Source organism: Pseudomonas sp. TREG-RG-20F-10-E-6-01, from assembly GCF_022662455.1.
Taxonomy (GTDB): Bacteria; Pseudomonadota; Gammaproteobacteria; order Pseudomonadales; family Pseudomonadaceae; genus Aquipseudomonas.
Genome location: NZ_JAKNQP010000007.1, coordinates 178223 through 196712, shown reverse-complemented (window position 1 = coordinate 196712; position 18490 = coordinate 178223). Strand labels below are relative to the sequence as shown.

18 protein-coding genes are annotated in these 18490 nt (G+C 60.8%); 8 read left to right on the top strand and 10 right to left on the bottom strand.

Annotated elements, in window-relative coordinates; translation table 11 throughout:
* Nucleotides 1-85 precede the first annotated feature (85 nt).
* Nucleotides 86-1234, bottom strand: a complete 1149-nt coding sequence (gene argE, locus L8K08_RS20815; protein WP_242199755.1) for an acetylornithine deacetylase — start codon at nucleotides 1232-1234, stop codon at nucleotides 86-88.
* Nucleotides 1235-1392: 158 nt separating this feature from the next.
* Between argE and L8K08_RS20810 the strand changes: the two genes are divergently transcribed.
* Complete coding sequence (locus tag L8K08_RS20810; RefSeq protein ID WP_242199752.1) at nucleotides 1393-2760, top strand: CYTH domain-containing protein; 1368 nt, start codon at nucleotides 1393-1395, stop codon at nucleotides 2758-2760.
* 49 nt (nucleotides 2761-2809) lie between these two features.
* Here the strand turns inward: L8K08_RS20810 and L8K08_RS20805 are convergent, their stop codons facing one another.
* On the bottom strand, nucleotides 2810-3280 hold the full coding sequence (locus tag L8K08_RS20805; protein ID WP_003195279.1) for an Lrp/AsnC family transcriptional regulator: 471 nt from the start codon (nucleotides 3278-3280) through the stop codon (nucleotides 2810-2812).
* Between the two features lie 127 nt (nucleotides 3281-3407).
* On the opposite strand from L8K08_RS20805, the gene L8K08_RS20800 reads away from it, so the two are divergent.
* The 7 genes from L8K08_RS20800 to L8K08_RS20770 all read left to right on the top strand — a co-directional run bounded on the left by L8K08_RS20800 (nucleotide 3408) and on the right by L8K08_RS20770 (nucleotide 9500).
* The gene (locus L8K08_RS20800; RefSeq protein WP_242199749.1) at nucleotides 3408-3746 is read left to right on the top strand and encodes a hypothetical protein; all 339 of its coding nucleotides are present in this window, start codon (nucleotides 3408-3410) and stop codon (nucleotides 3744-3746) included.
* Between the two features lie 82 nt (nucleotides 3747-3828).
* On the top strand, nucleotides 3829-5520 hold the full coding sequence (locus L8K08_RS20795) for a GspE/PulE family protein (RefSeq protein WP_242199745.1): 1692 nt from the start codon (nucleotides 3829-3831) through the stop codon (nucleotides 5518-5520).
* Nucleotides 5521-5597: 77 nt separating this feature from the next.
* Entirely contained in the window at nucleotides 5598-6518 is a 921-nt protein-coding gene (locus tag L8K08_RS20790; protein WP_024077991.1) for an SPFH domain-containing protein, read from the top strand.
* 10 nt (nucleotides 6519-6528) lie between these two features.
* Nucleotides 6529-6975 carry an NfeD family protein gene (locus L8K08_RS20785; protein ID WP_242199742.1) on the top strand — a complete coding sequence of 149 codons (447 nt, stop codon included), beginning with the start codon at nucleotides 6529-6531 and terminating at the stop codon, nucleotides 6973-6975.
* Between the two features lie 69 nt (nucleotides 6976-7044).
* Nucleotides 7045-7359, top strand: a complete 315-nt coding sequence (locus L8K08_RS20780) for a DUF2388 domain-containing protein (RefSeq protein ID WP_003176799.1) — start codon at nucleotides 7045-7047, stop codon at nucleotides 7357-7359.
* A 176-nt stretch (nucleotides 7360-7535) separates the two neighbouring features.
* Entirely contained in the window at nucleotides 7536-8201 is a 666-nt protein-coding gene (locus L8K08_RS20775; protein ID WP_242199740.1) for an outer membrane beta-barrel protein, read from the top strand.
* Nucleotides 8202-8357: 156 nt separating this feature from the next.
* A complete protein-coding gene (locus L8K08_RS20770) occupies nucleotides 8358-9500 on the top strand; it encodes a DegT/DnrJ/EryC1/StrS aminotransferase family protein (protein WP_145157933.1) in 1143 nt (380 codons plus the stop codon).
* 145 nt (nucleotides 9501-9645) lie between these two features.
* On the opposite strand, the gene gcvH is transcribed toward L8K08_RS20770, so the two are convergent.
* The 8 genes from gcvH to pepP all read right to left on the bottom strand — a co-directional run bounded on the left by gcvH (nucleotide 9646) and on the right by pepP (nucleotide 18473).
* Entirely contained in the window at nucleotides 9646-10029 is a 384-nt protein-coding gene (gene gcvH / locus L8K08_RS20765; protein ID WP_242199737.1) for a glycine cleavage system protein GcvH, read from the bottom strand.
* A gap of 51 nt (nucleotides 10030-10080) precedes the next feature.
* Nucleotides 10081-11163, bottom strand: a complete 1083-nt coding sequence (gene gcvT, locus L8K08_RS20760) for a glycine cleavage system aminomethyltransferase GcvT (RefSeq protein ID WP_242199735.1) — start codon at nucleotides 11161-11163, stop codon at nucleotides 10081-10083.
* Nucleotides 11164-11319: 156 nt separating this feature from the next.
* Nucleotides 11320-12936, bottom strand: a complete 1617-nt coding sequence (locus L8K08_RS20755; RefSeq protein ID WP_242199732.1) for an iron ABC transporter permease — start codon at nucleotides 12934-12936, stop codon at nucleotides 11320-11322.
* 161 nt (nucleotides 12937-13097) lie between these two features.
* The gene (locus L8K08_RS20750; RefSeq protein WP_242199729.1) at nucleotides 13098-14102 is read right to left on the bottom strand and encodes an extracellular solute-binding protein; all 1005 of its coding nucleotides are present in this window, start codon (nucleotides 14100-14102) and stop codon (nucleotides 13098-13100) included.
* 159 nt (nucleotides 14103-14261) lie between these two features.
* Entirely contained in the window at nucleotides 14262-15479 is a 1218-nt protein-coding gene (locus L8K08_RS20745) for a 2-octaprenyl-3-methyl-6-methoxy-1,4-benzoquinol hydroxylase (protein ID WP_242199861.1), read from the bottom strand.
* A gap of 9 nt (nucleotides 15480-15488) precedes the next feature.
* Complete coding sequence (locus L8K08_RS20740; protein WP_242199726.1) at nucleotides 15489-15974, bottom strand: DUF4442 domain-containing protein; 486 nt, start codon at nucleotides 15972-15974, stop codon at nucleotides 15489-15491.
* Nucleotides 15967-17154, bottom strand: a complete 1188-nt coding sequence (gene ubiH, locus L8K08_RS20735) for a 2-octaprenyl-6-methoxyphenyl hydroxylase (protein ID WP_145157952.1) — start codon at nucleotides 17152-17154, stop codon at nucleotides 15967-15969. The genes L8K08_RS20740 and ubiH overlap by 8 nt, the downstream gene beginning before the upstream one ends.
* Nucleotides 17151-18473: a Xaa-Pro aminopeptidase gene (gene pepP, locus L8K08_RS20730; RefSeq protein WP_242199724.1), complete on the bottom strand. Its 1323-nt coding sequence runs from the start codon at nucleotides 18471-18473 to the stop codon at nucleotides 17151-17153. The genes ubiH and pepP overlap by 4 nt, the downstream gene beginning before the upstream one ends.
* Nucleotides 18474-18490: the final 17 nt, after the last annotated feature.

The following is an 18490-nucleotide window of genomic DNA, read 5'->3' as shown; positions in this document are numbered from 1 at the left end:
AAGCGCACAGCGGGCTGATGGTTATCGTCGGAACAGGCTTGGCGACACGCTCGCTCTCCTTATGTACGAATGGGCAGGGGTTAATTTATGCAGGTTTCAGGCAGTAATGCTCGATCAGTTCCCGCAATAGACGCACTGTAGGCGTCAAGCGTGACATTTCGAGGTACTCGCCCGGCTGGTGGGCGCAGGCAATATCGCCAGGGCCAAGCACCAGAGTTTCACAACCAAGGCGCTGAAGATAAGGCGCTTCGGTGCCGAACGCTACTGCTTCGGCACGATGACCGGTCAATCGTTCCGCCACCCGCACCAGCTCGGCATCTTCGGCCTGCTCGAACGGCGGCACTTCGGGGAACAACGGCGCGTAGTCGATCTTGACTTTATGGCGCTCGGCCAGGGGTTCGAGCTTTTGCCGGATAGCGTCGCGCAGCACCTTGGGGTCCATGCCCGGCAGGGGCCGCAGGTCGAACTCCAGGGAACATTGGCCACAGATACGGTTGGGGTTGTCGCCGCCGTGGATACAACCGAAGTTCATGGTCGGTTGCGGCACGCTGAATTGCGGGTTGCGGTACTCGCGCTGCCAGGCCAGGCGCAGGCCACGCAGTTCACCAATGGCATCGTGCATCGCTTCCAGAGCACTGTGGCCCAGGCTTGGGTCCGACGAATGGCCGCTTTGCCCAAGGATGTCGATGCGCTCCATCATCACGCCTTTGTGCAGGCGGATCGGCTTGAGGCCTGTCGGTTCGCCGATCACCGCCGCGCGGCCCAACGGGCGCCCGGCCTCGGCCAGTGCGCGGGCGCCGGACATCGAGCTTTCTTCATCGCAGGTGGCGAGGATCAGCAGCGGTTGTTTGAAGGGTTGATCCAGCAAGGGCAGCACGGCTTCGATGATCAGCGCAAAAAAGCCTTTCATGTCGCAGCTGCCCAGTCCTACCCAACGGCCGTCAACTTCCGTCAACTTGAGCGGATCGGTCTTCCACAGCGCGGCGTCGTAGGGAACGGTATCGCTATGCCCGGCCAGCACCAGACCGCCAGGGCCACTGCCGAAGCTGGCGAGCAGGTTGAACTTGCCCGGGCTGACTTGCTGGATGTCGATGGAGAAACCCAGATCGCCCAGCCAACCCGCGAGCAGATCGATCACCGGGCGGTTGGTCTGATCGAGAGACGCTTGGGTGCAACTGACCGACGGCGCGGCAATCAATGCGGCGAATTGCTCTTTCATGGACGGTAACGGCATGCGCGGCCTCTCAACTTCCCGGATGAGCCCCACTATAGAACCATCTGCACGCCACAATAAACCGTTGCGGCGCGTTGCCGGGCTCAGTCCTGTACACTGCACGACCTTGGCAGCCACTCTTTTCCCCGGCTGCGCTCCCGATCCTGGATTTTCCGGCCATGCAGAAAGAAACCGAAATCAAGCTCCGCGTCAGCCGCGAAACACTCGCCGCGCTGCGTGAGCACCCGCTACTGAAAAAACGCAACAAAAGTGGCTGGGAACGCCGTGAGTTGATGAACCAATACTTCGACACCCCCGAGCGCGACCTGGCTCAGGCCAAAGTCGCCCTGCGTTTGCGCAAGGACGGTGACGAAATCATCCAGACCCTCAAGACCCGTGGCCAAAGCGTCGCCGGCTTGTCGGAACGCAACGAGTACAACTGGGACCTGCCCAAAGCCAAGCTCGACGTGAAGAAACTCGACGGCGAATGCTGGCCCGAGCAACTGGCCGAGTTGGACAAAAAGACCCTCAAGCCGATTTTCACCACCGATTTTGTGCGCGAACGTGCCGAAATCGCCTGGGGCCGTGGCAAGGCCAAGGTCGTGATCGAAGCCGCTCTGGACCTGGGCCACGTCGTGGTCGGCAAGCAGAAAGAAGAAATCTGCGAGCTGGAACTGGAACTGCGCGAAGGTGAACCGGCCGCCCTGCTGGAACTGGCCGCCGAACTGGCCGCCACCCTGGCGCTGATGCCGTGCGATATCAGCAAGGCCGAGCGCGGCTACCGTCTGTATGACGCCAGCAGCTACTCGCTGAGCCTGCCGGCGCCGCAGATCCACGCCGAAATGCCGCTGGACGACGCCTTCGCCGCGATCATGTGGCACCTGTTGGGCAGCAGCCAGCGCCTGGCCGAGCAATATCGCTTCAATGGCCACTGGCGCTTGCTGCAGGACTGGGTCGAAAACCTCGGTGAACTGCGCGCGCTGATCGGCAGCCTAGGTCAGGCCGCCCCGCGTCAATCCACCAGCGAGCTGCGCAGCGCACTCGATGCATTGCTGGAAGACTGGCGCCCACTGGTGCAGGCCGGTGACGACGATGAAGACATCCGCAAAGCCGCACCTGAACAGTTTGTTGAAGAACTACAAGACGTGCGCTGGGGCTTGTTCTCGCTGAACACCTCGCGCTGGCTGCTGGCCCGCACCTGGACCGCCGACCGCAACGTACGTGGCAACCGCCAGGGCGCTGCGCAAATCACCAACTGGCTGCCGCGCCTGCTGGCTGACGACGCCGTTGCCCTGCAACTGCAACGTTACCAGCAACAACCGGAAGACCTGGCCGAGCAGCTGCCGCGCATTGAACGCATCCAGGCCTGGCTGCACCACGCGCGTCAGGTGGTGGATATTCCGGAACTGGACCGCTTGTACGGCGAGCTGAACAAGCTGGCGGTACTGGCTAATCAGCCGATTACCGACGAGTCGCTGGATGCGCGTATGCATCAGGCGATTGCGGTGTATCAGAACCGTGCATGGAAGACGTTGCTGCGTCTGTAATACCAGGCAACTCGGTCAAATGTGGGAGCGGGCTTGTCCGCTCCCGCAGTCAGCGCAACACTGGCAGGCTGGTGGTGGACTTGATCTCCGACAGGGCCACAATCGAATTCACCTCCTGAATCCCCGGTACCATCGACAGCTTCTCGAAGAAAAACCGCTCATACGCCTCGATGTCAGAGGTAACGATGCGCAGCAGAAAATCCACCGCCCCCATCAGCACATAGCACTCCAGGACTTCCGGAAACCCGCGAATCGCTTCGGTGAATTCGGTGAAGTTGGACCGTCCGTGAGCATTGAGTTTGACCTCGGCAAAAATCTGCGTGTTGAGGCCGATCTTCTTGCGGTCCAGCAGCGTGACCTGCCCGCGAATCACGCCCTCCTCTTTAAGCCGTTGAATACGCCGCCAGCATGGCGATTGCGAGAGACCCACCTGCTCGGCGATCTGCGCGCTGGAAAGCGAGGCGTCCTCTTGCAGCAGGGCCAGAATGCGGCGGTCGTAGGCGTCCAACTCACTGTGCATAAAAATACCTATGAAGGCGCTAAGCCTGAATTACTTGAGTCGTTTTTTCACCAATAGGGCGCATCTTAGATAAGAAATCTCCGCGTGCGAATGTAAAAATTTCTCCAGTCGAATCTGGAGAGTCAGCATGCACGCCGTCGAAACCACCTGCCCCGCTACGCGTCTCGATGCATGGGCCGTCAACAGCGCCCACTGCCAAGCGCATTATCAGATCACCGCCGAGGCAGAACCGGACCTGCTGTGCCGGGTACTGAATTACTTCGCGCTGCAGTTCCTGACGCCGCAACAGGTCAATGTGAGCCGTGACCACGACCTGCTGAGCATTGATATCGTGATGAACGGCCTGAGCTGGCATCGCGCCCAGGTGATCGGTGAAAAGATTCGAAACCTGATCAGTGTGTGCTCGCTGGAGGTGTGGCAGGCCGATTCCGTGCGGCCTCAAGCGGTGGCGGCGGCCAATCAGTAAAAACCTGCAATACACCCTGAGCGGTGGGAGTTAAGAGGATGGCTAGCCTGAGATTACGCCCGCCGTCACTCAGGAATTCTTCATGCTCGCCGCCTTGCACGATCATCGATTGGAACTGCATCAACTGTTACCTGCATTGGTCGAGCAGGGGCTGATTACAGCGGACGAGGCCCAAAGGTCAGCGAAAGCACCCGCCACTCGACATCCGTTGGAAAGCATCGCGGCTGAAGGGCCTTGCCTCGAAACGTTGACTCAATGGCTTGCCGGGCATGTCGGGCAACCTTATCTGCGTATCGACCCGCTGAAGATCGACGTGGCGGCGGTGGTGCCGTTGATGTCCCACGCGTTCGCGCAACGCCACGCCATCCTCGCGGTGGCGGTGGATGCGCAGACCGTCACCGTCGCCAGCGCCCAGCCGCATATCCGTGGATGGGAGGCAGGTTTGGCACAGGTGCTCAAGCGCTCGATCAGGCGCGTGGTCGCCAACCCCCGAGAGATTCAGCGCTGTATCGGTGACTTCTACCGGCTGGCCAAGTCCGTCAGCGGTGCCGATCAAAAAGTCGCGGTGGCTGGCAACTTCGAACTGCTCAACCTCGGCACCGGTGATCAGGAGCCGGACGCCAATGACGCGCATATCATCAACATCGTCGACTGGCTGTTGCAGTACGCCTTCGGCCAGCGAGCCAGTGATATCCATATCGAACCCTGCCGCGACCAGGGCCGCGTGCGTTTTCGCATCGACGGGCTGCTGCATGACGTCTATCAGTTTCCACCCCAGGTCACCATGGCGGTGGTCAGCCGCCTGAAAAGTCTGGGCCGTATGAATGTGGCGGAAAAACGCAAACCTCAGGACGGCCGGGTCAAGACCAAGAGCCCGGCGGGCATCGAAGTGGAGTTGCGCCTCTCAACACTGCCGACAGCATTTGGCGAAAAACTGGTGATGCGGATTTTCGACCCGAACGTCTTGCTCAAGGACTTTGACCAGTTGGGTTTGTCTGCCGATGACCAGCAACGCTGGCATGCCATGGCCGGCCAGGCCAATGGCATCATCCTGGTCACCGGGCCTACCGGCTCAGGCAAGACCAGCACGCTCTACACCACGCTCAAGCACCTGGCGACCCGCGAGGTCAACCTGTGCACGGTGGAAGACCCGATAGAAATGGTGGAACCTGCCTTTAACCAGATGCAGGTGCAGCACAACATCGACCTGACCTTCGCCAGCGGTGTTCGCGCACTGCTGCGCCAGGACCCGGACATCATCATGATCGGTGAGATTCGCGATCAGGAAACTGCAGAAATGGCCATCCAGGCTGCGCTCACCGGGCACCTGGTGCTATCGACCCTGCACACCAACGATGCACCCAGCGCTATCAGCCGTTTGCAGGAACTTGGCATTGCTCATTATTTGATCAAAGCTACGCTGATAGGTGTGATGGCGCAGCGCTTGGTGCGGCTTTTGTGCCCTCACTGCAAACGTGGGGTGACTGGGCACGGCAATACCCATGAAGCGGTCGGCTGCGCGGACTGCCGTGATAGCGGTTATCGAGGCCGCGCCGGGCTCTACGAAATCATGGTGATGGACGAGAAGCTCAAGGCGCTGATCACACCGGGCGCCGACGAGCAGGCCTTACGTCGGGCATCGCGGAGCCAAGGCATGCGCAGCCTGCGGATGAGCGGCATCGCCAAAGTGAATGCCGGGCTGACAACGATGGCAGAAGTATTACGGGTAACGCCTGGGGATTCAGAAACAAATGATTTGCTTGTTGCCCGCTGAAACCGTCCTTATCCGTGACCAGACCGTTACAATCGGCCGCACGTCGCTTCACTGACACCATCAGATAGGGAATCGCTATGCAGATCGGAACCGTACTGCTTCTTTTCGTCGGGTTGGCCGTGGCCATCCTTTTCATGGGCTTCAAGGTGGTGCCTCAGGGTTACCAGTGGACGGTCGAGCGTTTCGGCCGCTACACCAACACCCTTAAACCTGGCCTCAACATCATCATCCCGGTCATGGATCGCATCGGTCGCAAGATCAACGTGATGGAAAGCGTGCTGGATATCCCGCCCCAGGAAGTGATCACCGCCGACAACGCCACCGTGCAGATCGACGCCGTGTGCTTCTTCCAGGTAGTCAACACCGCCCAGGCCGCCTACGAGGTCAATAACCTCGAGCATGCCATCCGTAACCTGCTGCAAACCAATATCCGTACCGTGCTCGGCTCCATGGAGCTGGACGCGATGCTTAGCCAGCGTGACGGCATCAACGAAAAGCTGCTGCGCACCGTGGACGAAGCCACGGCGCCGTGGGGCATCAAGATCACCCGGATCGAGATCAAGGACATCAGCCCACCCGCCGACCTGATGGCCGCCATGTCCGGCCAGATGAAAGCCGAGCGGATCAAGCGTGCGCAGATCCTGGAGGCCGAAGGCCTGCGGGCATCGGCGATCCTGACCGCCGAAGGCAAGAAGCAGGCGCAGATCCTTGAAGCCGAAGGTGGACGCCAGGCAGCCTTCCTCGAATCCGAAGCGCGTGAACGCCAGGCAGAAGCAGAGGCCCGTGCGACCCAGGTGGTGTCCGAAGCAATCGCCACCGGTAACGTGCAGGCCATCAATTACTTCGTGGCGCAGAAATACATCGATGCATTGGGCAAGCTGGCGTCGGCCAACAACAGCAAAGTCATCCTGATGCCGCTGGAAGCCAGCCAGGTGATTGGCGCCGTCGGTGGGATCGGCGAAATCGTCAAGGCAACGTTCGACAACAAGAAAGGCTGAGGCGATCGCCATGTGGGATTTCCTGCAGCATCTGTCGTTCTGGGATTGGTTGGCACTGGGTACGGTGCTGTTGATTCTTGAAGTATTCGGCGCCGGTGGCTACCTGCTGTGGATGGGGATCGCTGCCGCTGCTGTGGGCGTGATCAAGTTTTTGATCCCACCGCTCGGGCTGGAATGGCAGCTGCTGCTATTTGCCGTGTTGTCGATCCTCACAGCGGTGTACTGGTGGAAGCGCCAGCGCAGCAGCGCCAAAGTCAGCGATCAGCCGGGGCTGAATATGCGCGGCTCGGAATTGATAGGGCGCACCTTTGTGGTGCATCAAGCCATCGTCGATGGTCGAGGCAAGATAAAAGTCGGCGATGGCGTGTGGATGGCAACCGGGCCGGACAGCCCCGTGGGCGCTCAAGTACGTGTCATTGGTCAGGATGGCGTGGTTTTACAGGTCGAAACTGTTTAGTCAGTGATGGAACTCGCCTGGGTTATCTACAATCAAACTGTTCAGATAACCCACCCGGAGTCACCCACCATGCGTCTCAAATATGCTGTCGCGACCCTCGCTGTGCTTTCCCTACCTGTCGGTTCAGCCATGGCCGACAGCTTCTGGCGCAATGTCATCTCGTCGGGCGCCACGACTGGCTCGACGTACCTGACCTTCAAGGACCACAAGCTGGTGGTCGCCGCCCAAGACGACGCCGGTAGCTTTGTCGCCAGCGACGGCGGCATCCGCGGCCCGTACCTGGAAGCTGCCATGCAGAAAGTTCGCGCCGACAACCCTGGCCTGCAGGCCACGGACATGGAGTTGGCCAACGCCATCCTCGCGAAAAATGCTGTGACCGAGTAATACCTGCCCATAAAAAATGCCGCTTTTTAAGCGGCATTTTTTATGCCTGTTTCTCTACGATCGCCGCCGCCGCCCAAACCTTCTGCTTTTTCCCGTTGAAAGCGGAAAACTCCAGCCGAACACAAAAGTACCAAGCGCCACACTGAGATTCTCTTAGTTAAAGTGAATCCTCTCCCATGCAAAAACTTGCTTACGCTTTGGCTCTCTCTGCGTTAGCTGCCCCCTTGGCTCAAGCAGAAAATTGGTACGGCTCGGCAAAACTCAACAGTGCCCGTCAGAACCTCTCCAGTGCGCAATTGACCAGCCCACGCGTCACTGATCGCGTGGAGGCCCCTGACAGTAACAAGGCGTTCACTGGGTCATTGGCTCTAGGTTACGCCTTTGCCGATGGCTGGCGCCTGGAAGGGGAATACACCACGCGCAGCAGCTCGACGTTCGACTCCTATTGGGCCCCCTTCAATGCCAACGTTAACCGCCTGGAGGTCGACAGCCAGCGCGTGATGCTCAACGGCTATAAAAACATCCCGGTCAATGACTGGCTGTCGTTCTACGCAATGGCCGGTATCGGCATGGCGCAAATCGATGCCGCGGGGTACCAGAGCAATGCGACTCGCCAGTTCGCCAGTAACCGCCACTACAACTTTGCCTACAGCGCAGGCTTGGGCCTGGAGGCCAAGGTCAGCGAAAAGGTCACTTTGGGCACAGGTTGGCGTTACGTGGACATGGGCAAGATCGAAACCGGCTACAACACCTTCGCTAACCGGATAAACGCCCGCGATGAACAGCTCAAGGGCAAACTCAAAGAGCAGAATGTGTTTCTTGAAGCGCGCGTTTCATTCTGACCTGCAACAGAAAATGCCGCTGATAAGCGGCATTTTTTATGCGCCACATGACAATTCGTTCACCGACGACAGGCTATATTCAGTCGAGCCGTGCAACCATGCGGTACTGATACCTCTATTACTCATCGCCTATCTGAAACGGATGCCTTCGTCGTTATGAGCCAACAGCCCTTTCTGCCGTTTTCCAAACCTACCATTGACGAAGCGACCATCTCGGCGGTCGGCGATGTACTGCGCTCGGGCTGGATCACCAGCGGGCCGAAAGTGCAGGCGTTCGAAGCACAGCTTTCGGAATACTTTGGCGGCCGTCCGGTGCGGACCTTCAATTCCGGCACCTGCACCATGGAGATCGCGTTGCGCATCGCCGGCATCGGGCCTGGCGATGAAGTGATCACCACGCCGATTTCCTGGGTCGCCACGGCCAACGTGATTCTGGAAGTAGGTGCCACGCCGGTATTTGCGGATATCGACCCGGTCACCCGCAATATCGACCTGGCTCAGGTAGAAGCCGCGATCACCCCACGCACCAAGGCGATCATTCCGGTGTACCTGGCGGGCCTGCCCCTGGATATGCCGATGCTCTACGCGCTGGCCAACAAGTACAACCTGCGCATTGTCGAAGACGCCGCCCAGGCGTTGGGCTCCAGCTGGGATGGCGAGCGTATTGGCGCGACCGGCGACTTCGTCTCGTTCAGCTTCCAGGCGAACAAGAACATCACGTCTTCCGAAGGCGGTTGCCTGGTGTTGAACAACGCCGAGGAAGCCCGTCTGGCTGAAAAGTATCGCCTGCAAGGTGTGACCCGCACCGGCTTCGACGGCCTGGACGTGGATGTGCTGGGTGGCAAATTCAACATGACCGACATAGCCGCAGCCATCGGCCTGGGGCAATTCGCGCATATCGAGAAGATCACTGCGCATCGCCAGAAACTGGCACGCCACTACTTCAAGTGCTTCGGCAGCGATTTTGAAGCGCAATACGGCGCGCAACTGCCGCCAGCGGATTTCGAAAACAGCAACTGGCACCTGTTCCAGCTGGTACTGCCGGAGCGTCAGGATGGTCTACCTGCCCGCGCTACATTCATGGAACAGATGCAGGCCCACGGCGTCGGCATTGGCTATCACTACCCACCAATCCACCTGCTGAGCTTGTACCGGGCACAGGGTTTCAAGGAAGGCATGTTCCCGGTGGCTGAGCGTGTTGGGCGTTTGATCGTGTCGTTGCCGATGTTCACGGCGATGACAGAGGCGGATGTCGAGCGGTCGGTTGCGGCGGTAAAAGCGGTACTGAAAGCGAGCTGAAAACAAACTGCCAGCTATCCGCAATTAACTGTGGGAGCTGGCTTGCCTGCGATGCCGGCACCGCGGTGATTCAACCACACCGCAGTGATGCTATCGCAGGCAAGCCAGCTCCCACATTGATTTGCGCTGTTCCAACGGCTCGCGTTTACTCGCCGATGGCCGCTTTGTAGCCTGCAGCATCAAGCAGTTTTTCCAGGTCAGCCGGGCTGCTTGGCTTGAGCTTGAAGATCCAGGCGCCATACGGGTCGGAGTTCAGCAGTTCAGGGCTGCCGCTCAGTTCCTCGTTAACGGCGATCACTTCGCCAGCAATCGGTGAGTAGATATCCGAAGCGGCTTTCACAGACTCAACCACACCAGCCTGGCCTTCAGCGTCAAACTTGGCGCCGACTTCGGCCAACTCAACAAACACCACATCACCCAAAGCTTCCTGAGCATGGTCGGAGATACCGACGGTCACAGTGCCGTCGGCTTCCAGACGGGCCCACTCGTGACTTTCGGCAAAACGCAGGTCGGCAGGGATATCGCTCATAGTCTGTGTCCTCAAGAAGAAATGTCAGCGGCCTCAGGCCTGCCGGAATAGTTAGATCAAGGTTTTGCCATGGCGCACGAAGGTCGGTTTGACCACTCGAACCGGGTACCACTTGCCGCGGATTTCCACTTCGGCCCGATCGGCGGTGGCCGTCGGTACGCGCGCCAAGGCAATGGATTTGCTCAGCGTAGGAGAGAAACTACCACTGGTTATCTCCCCTTCGCCAACATTGGCGATACGAACCACCTGATGAGCGCGTAAAACACCACGCTCTTCCAGTACCAGCCCGACCAATTTGAACTGCACACCTGCGGTCTTTTCCGCCTCAAGGGCAGCGCGGCCGATGAACTGACGCTCAGCCGGTTCCCAGGCGATGCTCCAGGCCATATTGGCCGCCAGAGGCGAAACGTCCTGGTGAATATCCTGGCCGTACAGGTTCATGCCGGCTTCGAGGCGCAGCGTATCGCGGGCGCCAAGGCCGATGGGTGAAATACCAGCCCCTACCAGATCGTTGAAAAAGCCCGGAGCCTGTTCGGCCGGCAGGACAATTTCCAGACCGTCTTCGCCGGTGTAACCCGTGCGGGCGATAAACCAATCGCCATCGGCCTGGCCTTCAAAGGGCTTGAGCTGGTGGATAAGCGTGCCGCGGGCCTGCGTGACCAGCTCGGCGATTTTCTGCCGGGCGTGCGGGCCTTGAATGGCGAGCATGGCCAATTCTGGCCGCTCATGCAGCTGCGCCGCGTAGTCGCCCAGCTGTGCTTGCATCCAGGCCATGTCCTGATCACGCGTAGCGGCGTTGACCACCAGCCGATAACCGGTCTCGGTGCGGTAAACGATCATGTCGTCCACCACGCCGCCCTGCTCGTTGAGCATGGCGCTGTAAAGCGCACGGCCGCAGCCATGCAAACGATCGACATCATTGGCCAGCAGGTGCTGGAGCCATTCCTTGGCCTGAAGGCCTGTGACATCGATCACGGTCATATGAGATACGTCAAACACCCCGCAGTCGCGTCGCACCTGATGGTGTTCTTCAACTTGCGAGCCGTAGTGCAGAGGCATATCCCAACCGCCAAAATCGACCATTTTCGCGCCGAGGGCGAGATGCAGGTCATACAGAGGCGTACGCTGTCCCATGGGTTTCTCCTTCCGGGATTGGCGAAGATGCACAGAGCTGCTGTTTGCGCTCAACACCTCTGACTACAAGGCCTGCAGCGACATACAGCGACTCGATCCGAAGGACGGAGCGCACCGAATGCCGCGCATTGTAGCCGCAAGCCGTAGGACTGGCACCTAACCGATTTGCCGAGCGGAGCGTCGAATCAGGCCGATCACCGGCAACAGGCCCACCAACACCAACGTGAGTGCGGGTAATGAGGCTCGCGCCCATTCCCCTTCGCTGGTCATTTCAAAAATTCGTACGGCCAGGGTGTCCCAGCCAAACGGGCGCATCAGCAGGGTCGCAGGCATTTCCTTGAGCACATCGACAAACACCAGCAGCGCCGCGCTCAACGTCCCCGGCAGCAACAGCGGCAGATACACTTTGCAAAACAGTCGCGGCCCACTCACGCCGAGGCTGCGCGCTGCTTCCGGCAACGAGGGACGGATTCGCGCCAGGCTGTTTTCCAACGGCCCGTAGGCCACTGCCAGGAAACGCACCAGATACGCCAGCACCAACGCCGACAGGCTGCCCAGCAACAGGGGCTTGCCCGCGCCGCCGAGCCAACTCGACAACGGCACCACCAGCTCACGGTCCAGGTAGCTGAACGCCAGCATGATCGACACCGCCAGCACCGAGCCCGGCAAGGCATAGCCGACATTGCCCAGGCTGATCCCGGAACGGATCGCCCGCGTGGGTGCCAGGCGATTGGCGAAGGCCAATATCAACGCCACGCTGACTGTAATCAGTGCCACGATGCCACCCAGGTAGAGGGTATGGATGATCAAGCCGCTGTAGCGCTCATCCAAGTCGAACCGGCCACGTTGCCAGAACCAGGCGACCAGTTGCAGCATCGGGATGACAAAGGCGCAGGCGAACACCAAACCACACCACGTGCTGGCTGCCGCCGCCTTGAAACCGCGCAGGTGGTACAACGCCTTGCCGCGTGGCCGCTCATTACTCGGGCGGCTGGCGCCTCGGGCACGTCGTTCGCCGTACAGCACCAGCATCACCACCAGAAGCAACAGGCTGGCCAGTTGGGCGGCGCTGGAAAGGCTGAAAAAGCCGTACCAGGTCTTGTAGATGGCCGTGGTGAAGGTGTCGAAGTTGAACACCGAGACAGCGCCGAAGTCCGCCAGGGTTTCCATCAGTGCCAAGGCGACGCCGGCACCAATCGCCGGCCGCGCCATGGGTAATGCGACACGCCAGAACGCTTGCCATGGCGATTGACCGAGCACCCGCGCCGCTTCCATCAGCCCCTTGCCCTGCGCCAAAAATGCAGTGCGCGCCAGCAGGTAGACGTAGGGATAGAACACCAGCACCAGCACGATGATCACGCCGCTGGTAGAACGCACGCGTGGCAGGCGCAAGCCGTTGCCGAACCCTTCGCGCAGCAGGGTTTGCACCGGCCCCGCGAAATCCAGCAGGCCAACAAACACAAAGGCCAGCACGTAGGCCGGAATTGCGAAGGGCAGCATCAACGCCCAGTCGAGCCAGCGCCGCCCCGGGAATTCGCAGAGGCTGGTCAGCCAGGCCAGGCTTACGCCCAACAGCGTCACGCCGGTGCCAACGCCCAGCACCAGGATCAGGGTGTTGCCCAGCAGGCGGGGCATCTGGGTTTCCCACAGGTGCGACCAGATTTGTTGATCGATGCTTTGCCAGGACAGCAACAACACGCTCAGCGGGAGTAGCACCAGTGCGGCGACGGTGAAAACCGGCAGGTACCAGCGACGTTGGGCGGGGTGGGCCAAGGAAAAGCTCTCAGAAAAATGAAAATTTTGAAGTCGCCGCCAGCCAATGTGAGAGCGGGCCTGCTCGCGAAAGCGGTGTATCAGTTACCCCTGTATCGACTGATACGGCCCTTTCGCGAGCAAGCCCGCTCCCACATTTAGTTCGGCGGAGCTCTACAAATTCAGTTCCAGCCAGCGCGATCCATCAGGCGAATGGCCTCAGCCTGACGTTTACCGGCCACTTCCACCGGCAGAGTATCGGCCACGAACTTGCCCCAGGTCGCAACTTCCGCCGATGGCGGCACGGCGGGGTTGGCTGGGAACTCCTGGTTCACATCGGCAAAGATCTTCTGTGCCTCAGGCGTGGTCATCCATTCCACCAAGGCCTTCGCGGCTTCCGGGTGCGGCGCATGTTTGGTCAGGCCGATGCCCGACAGGTTCACATGCACGCCGCGGTCGCCCTGGTTCGGCCAGAACAGCTTCACCGCGAGGTCTGGTTTCTGCTTGTGCAGGCGGCCGTAGTAGTAGGTGTTGACGATGCCCACGTCGCACTGCCCGGCGTTGATCGCTTCGAGCACGGCGATGTCATCGGAGAACACGTCGGTGGACAGGTTGTTGACCCAGCCCTTGACGATTTCTTCGGTCTTGGCCGCGCCATGGGTTTCGATCAGCGTGGCGGTCAGCGACTGGTTGTAGACCTTCTTCGCCGTACGCAGGCACAGACGCCCTTCCCATTGCTTGTCGGCCAGCGCTTCGTAGGTGGTCAGGTCACCGGGTTTTACCCGGTCGGTGGAATAGGCAATGGTCCGCGCGCGCAGGCTCAAGCCGGTCCACGCATGGTTGGAAGAGCGGTACTGCAGGGGAATATTCTTGTCGATCACCGCAGAGGTGAACGGCTGCAGGATGCCCATTTGTTCGGCTTGCCAGAGGTTGCCGGCATCCACGGTGAGCAGCAGGTCAGCCGTGGCGTTTTCGCCTTCGGCCTTGATCCGCTGCATCAAGGGCGCTTCCTTGTCGGTGATGAACTTCACCTGCACGCCGGTCTTCTGGGTGTAGGCGTCGAACACCGGTTTGATCAGTTCGTCGATGCGCGAGGAGTAGACCACGACTTCGTCGGCTGCCTGCACGGTGGTGCTGCCGATGAGGGTGAGTGCCAGGGCAGTCAGGAGGCGCTTGGGTGCCGACATGGGTGCGGTCTCTCATTTGCAAAAAGAGGGCAAATGATAAGGACTCACATTTGGTAGCGCTTGCTGGAGGCGTTACCAGATGTTGCATAGTTGGGATTTGCGCCGGATGGACTGGCCTCATCGGGGGCAAGCCCCCTCCCACAGGGGGCATATTTCAATTCAGGGCTTTGCGAGGTCTGGCAGGTCGCCCGTCAGCCCGAGGGCCTGGCGCACAAACACGGCCTTGGCTTCGGGCATCTGGTCGACCAGTTTCAAGCCTGCATTACGCAACCAGCGCAATGGCAGTTGGTCGGCCTGGAACAAGCGTTCAAAGCCCTCCATCGCGGCCATCAGTGCCAGGTTGTGCGGCATGCGTCTACGCTCGTAGCGGCTCAGCACCTTCACATCCGCCAGGCGTTCGCCACGTTCCGTCGCAGCCAACAGCACCTCGGCCAGCACCGCCGCGTCAAGGAAACCCAGGTTCACGCCCTGCCCGGCCAATGGGTGGATCACATGGGCGGCATCGCCAATCAACGCCAGGCCTTCGGCCACGTAGCGCTTGGCGTGGCGCTGGCGCAGCGGTACGCATACGCGCGGGTCGGCGCTGATCACATTGCCCAAGCGCCCTTCAAACGCGCGCTCCAGTTCACGGCAGAAGCTTTCGTCGTCCAGCGCCATCAAGCGTTCGGACTCCGTCGGCGTGGTCGACCACACGATCGAACACCAATCCTCCTGCCCATCGCGCACCAGCGGCAAAAACGCCAGCGGGCCGGTATCGGTAAAGCGTTGCCACGCCGTGCGCTGGTGCGGCTGGTTGCTGCGCACGCTGGTGACGATGGCGTTGTGCAGGTAATCCCATTCGCGCGTGGCAGTGCCGGTCAGGCGGCGCACGGCGGAATTGGCGCCATCGGCGGCCACCACCAGCGGCGCACGCAATTTGCGACCGTCGGCCAGGGTCAGCAGCCAGTCATCGCCGGAGCGACGCATCTGCTCCAGGCGCGCGTTGGCCAGCAGGCCCAGGTCGCAGTCGTGCAGGCGGTCGAGCAAGGCATCCTGAACCACCCGGTTCTCGACGATATGCCCGAGCACTTGGGCATGCACACTGGCTGCCGAAAAATGGATCTGCCCGGTGCCGCTGCCGTCCCACACCTGCATTTCACCGTAAGGGCTGGCGCGCCGTTCGACGATGCCATCCCACACGCCCAGGCGCTCCAGAATGCGCTGGCTGGCGGCCGACAAGGCGCTCACGCGGGGTTCGAAGGCCGCATCCTGGTCGTACGGTTTGACGCTCAGCGGGCTGCCATCGAGCAGCAGCACCTGCAGGCCACTGCCTTGCAACGCCAGCGCCAGGGCGCTTCCGACCATTCCGGCCCCGACAATCAGCACATCTGCGCGCATGTCCATGCTTTAAGCCTGCTTTGCTGGCGGCTTGCGCCGCACGTAAAGGGTTTTGTCGACCCGCGCCACCAGAGTGCCGGAGCCGTCATGAATCTGTACTTTGAGAAGGGGCAAGTACTTCTCGCCGCCTTCGGTTTGCCGGCGAATCTCGACCAGCAAGGCCTCGTCGATGGAAAACTCAGCGTAGACCGGGCCTTTGCCCGGCGACACGAAGTCGATGCTCGCGGCTTTGTCCCAGACGATGTAGTCGCGCCCCAGGTTCTCCATCAACAGCAACATGTAGAACGGATCGACCATCGAATACAGGCTGCCGCCAAATTGCGTACCGACGTAATTGCGGTTGTACCAGCCCAGGCCCATGCGCACCTTGGCATGACGAAAATCGGCGCTGAGTGCCTGCACCCGAATTCCCGCTCCCAGGTACGGCGGGTACAGGGACAGCACCCAGCGCAACAGCCGCGCCTTGCCCAGGCGTCGGGTCAGCCAGTTAAGCATCAGGGCGTGTGCCCAGGCCCATGGCCTGACGGGCGAACCAGCGTTTGGCGGGCGGCAACAAATCCAGGCCCAGCAGGCCCAGGTTACGGCCCAATGTCACTAACGGTTGCGCGCTGCCAAACAGTCGGGTCACTTGATCGGAAAAACCTACGGTCAGTTGCTGGTCCTGGCGCTGGCGCTCGCGATAGCGCTGCAACGTTGCCAGGTCGCCCGGCACTGCCGGCCCGGCCAGCAAGGCCTCGGCCAAGGCGTTCGCGTCGCGCAGGGACAGGTTGAAACCCTGCCCGGCAATCGGGTGCAGGCTGTGGGCGGCATTACCGAGGATCGCCAGGTGCGAGCGCACTTGCTCTTCGGCCTCCACCAGCGTCAGCGGGTACAAATGGCGGGCGCCGACTTGTTTCAGCGTGCCCAGGCGGTAGCCGAACACGCCCTGCAATTCACTCAGGAAACTGCGTTCATCAAGGTTGGCCAGGCGCTGGGCGTCCATGCCGATGCGCGTCCACACCAGCGCGCAACGGTTGTCCGGCAGCGGCAGCAAGGCCATTGGGCCTTCGTCGGTAAAGCGCTCGAACGCCTCGCCGTTGTGCGCTTCGCTTGGGGTGATGTTGGCGATCAGCGCGCTCTGGTTGTAGGGCCGGGTTTTGACGCCGATGCCCAATTGCTCGCGCAAACCGGAGCGGCCGCCATCGGCCAATACCGCAAGGTCGCATTCCAGCACGGTTTCGTCGTTGAGCGTCAGGCGATAACCGTCGGGCAGTGGCTCCATGCGGGTGACTTCGGCCGGGCAGCGCCAACTGACCACTTCTTTGTCCAAACCTTGCCACAGGCACTGGCCGAGCCAGGCGTTCTCTACCACGTAGCCGAGGGCCGGCACGCCCTCCTCCATGGCGGACAGGCGCGCAGTGGAGAAGCGGCCTCGGTCCGACACGTGAATCTGTTTGATCGGCTCGGCACGTCGGGAAATGGCCTGCCACAGGCCCAAACGCTGATAAATCTGCCGAGCGCCGTAGGACAGCGCCGAGGAACGCGCGTCGTAGCTCGGTTGGTAACTGTCGCCTGGCGCGAACGGTTCGATCAGCACGATTTTCCAACCCCGCGCCTTGGCACCCGCCTGCAAGGCCAACGCCAGGCTGGCGCCTACCAGTCCGCCGCCGATGATGGCCAGATTGACCCGGCTCATCGGGCAGCCGCCATCAGCGCTTCGATGTCGGCGACGGTCTTGGGCACGCCGCCGGTCAGAATTTCACAGCCTTGCTTGGTCACTACCACGTCGTCCTCGATGCGTACGCCAATGCCACGCCATTTCTTCGCCACGTTCTGGTTGTCCGGCGAAATATAGATGCCGGGTTCCACGGTCAAGGCCATGCCGACTTCCAGCACACGCCATTCGCCGCCCACCTTGTATTCGCCCACATCATGCACGTCCATGCCCAGCCAGTGGCCGGCGCGGTGCATATAAAAAGCGCGGTAGGCTTCGCTGGCGATCAACTCGTCGACGTCGCCTTGCAGCAGTCCCAGCTTTACCAGCCCGGCGGTGATGACGCGCACCGTTGCCTCGTGGGCCTGGTTCCAATGTTTGTTCGGCGCGATCTCGGCAAAGGCGGCTTCCTGGGAGGCCAGCACAATCTCGTAGATCGCCTTTTGCTCGGGCGAAAACCTGCCGTTGACCGGCCAGGTGCGGGTGATGTCGCTGGCGTAGCAGTCGATCTCGCAACCGGCGTCGATCAGCACCAGGTCGCCATCCTTGAGCGCGGCGTCATTCTGCTGGTAATGCAGGATGCAGCTGTTACGCCCGGCAGCGACGATGGAGCCATAGGCCGGCATTTTCGCGCCGCCCTTGCGGAATTCGTAATCCAGCTCGGCTTCGAGGCTGAACTCATATAACCCGGCGCGGCTGGCCTGCATCGCCTTGACGTGCGCCGCACAGGAAATTCGCGCGGCCTCGCGCATCACCTTCACTTCTGCCGCCGATTTATACAGGCGCATGTCGTGAAGCAGGTGATCCAGGGCAACAAACTCGTTCGGTGGCTGGGCGCCCAGGTGCGCTTTAGAGCGGATCACGTTGATCCACTCCATCACGTGCCGGTCGAATTCGGCGTTGCTGCCCATGGCCGAATACACCCGGTCACGGCCTTCGATCAGGCCGGGCAGGATGTCGTCGATGTCAGTGATGGGGAAGGCATCGTCGGCGCCAAAGTCACGGATTGCGCCTTCGGTGCCCGCACGCAGGCCGTCCCACAATTCGCGCTCGGCATTGCGCTCGCGGCAGAACAGCACGTACTCGCCGTGCTGGCGACCGGGCATCAGCACGATCACCGCTTCCGGTTCAGGGAAGCCGCTCAGGTACTGAAAGTCGCTGTCCTGGCGGTAAACGTGCTCGACATCACGGTTGCGGATCGACACGGCGGCGGCCGGCAGAATTGCGATGCTGTTGGGTTCCATCTGCGCCATGAGCGCCTTGCGGCGACGGGTGTATTCCGCTTTCGGGATATGGATCATGGGCAGAGGGGCTTCCT

Excerpts from the sequence above, each read along its gene's own strand:
- gcvT (WP_242199735.1), bottom strand. The coding sequence starts at position 11,163 with ATGGGACAGCGTACGCCTCTGTATGACCTGCATCTCGCCCTCGGCGCG.
- L8K08_RS20795 (WP_242199745.1), top strand. The coding sequence starts at position 3,829 with ATGCTCGCCGCCTTGCACGATCATCGATTGGAACTGCATCAACTGTTA.
- L8K08_RS20740 (WP_242199726.1), bottom strand. The coding sequence starts at position 15,974 with ATGCTTAACTGGCTGACCCGACGCCTGGGCAAGGCGCGGCTGTTGCGC.
- L8K08_RS20805 (WP_003195279.1), bottom strand. The coding sequence starts at position 3,280 with ATGCACAGTGAGTTGGACGCCTACGACCGCCGCATTCTGGCCCTGCTG.
- gcvH (WP_242199737.1), bottom strand. The coding sequence starts at position 10,029 with ATGAGCGATATCCCTGCCGACCTGCGTTTTGCCGAAAGTCACGAGTGG.
- L8K08_RS20745 (WP_242199861.1), bottom strand. The coding sequence starts at position 15,479 with ATGCGCGCAGATGTGCTGATTGTCGGGGCCGGAATGGTCGGAAGCGCC.
- L8K08_RS20785 (WP_242199742.1), top strand. The coding sequence starts at position 6,529 with ATGTGGGATTTCCTGCAGCATCTGTCGTTCTGGGATTGGTTGGCACTG.
- ubiH (WP_145157952.1), bottom strand. The coding sequence starts at position 17,154 with ATGAGCCGGGTCAATCTGGCCATCATCGGCGGCGGACTGGTAGGCGCC.
- L8K08_RS20780 (WP_003176799.1), top strand. The coding sequence starts at position 7,045 with ATGCGTCTCAAATATGCTGTCGCGACCCTCGCTGTGCTTTCCCTACCT.
- L8K08_RS20750 (WP_242199729.1), bottom strand. The coding sequence starts at position 14,102 with ATGTCGGCACCCAAGCGCCTCCTGACTGCCCTGGCACTCACCCTCATC.
- L8K08_RS20810 (WP_242199752.1), top strand. The coding sequence starts at position 1,393 with ATGCAGAAAGAAACCGAAATCAAGCTCCGCGTCAGCCGCGAAACACTC.
- L8K08_RS20790 (WP_024077991.1), top strand. The coding sequence starts at position 5,598 with ATGCAGATCGGAACCGTACTGCTTCTTTTCGTCGGGTTGGCCGTGGCC.
- pepP (WP_242199724.1), bottom strand. The coding sequence starts at position 18,473 with ATGATCCATATCCCGAAAGCGGAATACACCCGTCGCCGCAAGGCGCTC.
- argE (WP_242199755.1), bottom strand. The coding sequence starts at position 1,234 with ATGCCGTTACCGTCCATGAAAGAGCAATTCGCCGCATTGATTGCCGCG.
- L8K08_RS20775 (WP_242199740.1), top strand. The coding sequence starts at position 7,536 with ATGCAAAAACTTGCTTACGCTTTGGCTCTCTCTGCGTTAGCTGCCCCC.
- L8K08_RS20770 (WP_145157933.1), top strand. The coding sequence starts at position 8,358 with ATGAGCCAACAGCCCTTTCTGCCGTTTTCCAAACCTACCATTGACGAA.
- L8K08_RS20800 (WP_242199749.1), top strand. The coding sequence starts at position 3,408 with ATGCACGCCGTCGAAACCACCTGCCCCGCTACGCGTCTCGATGCATGG.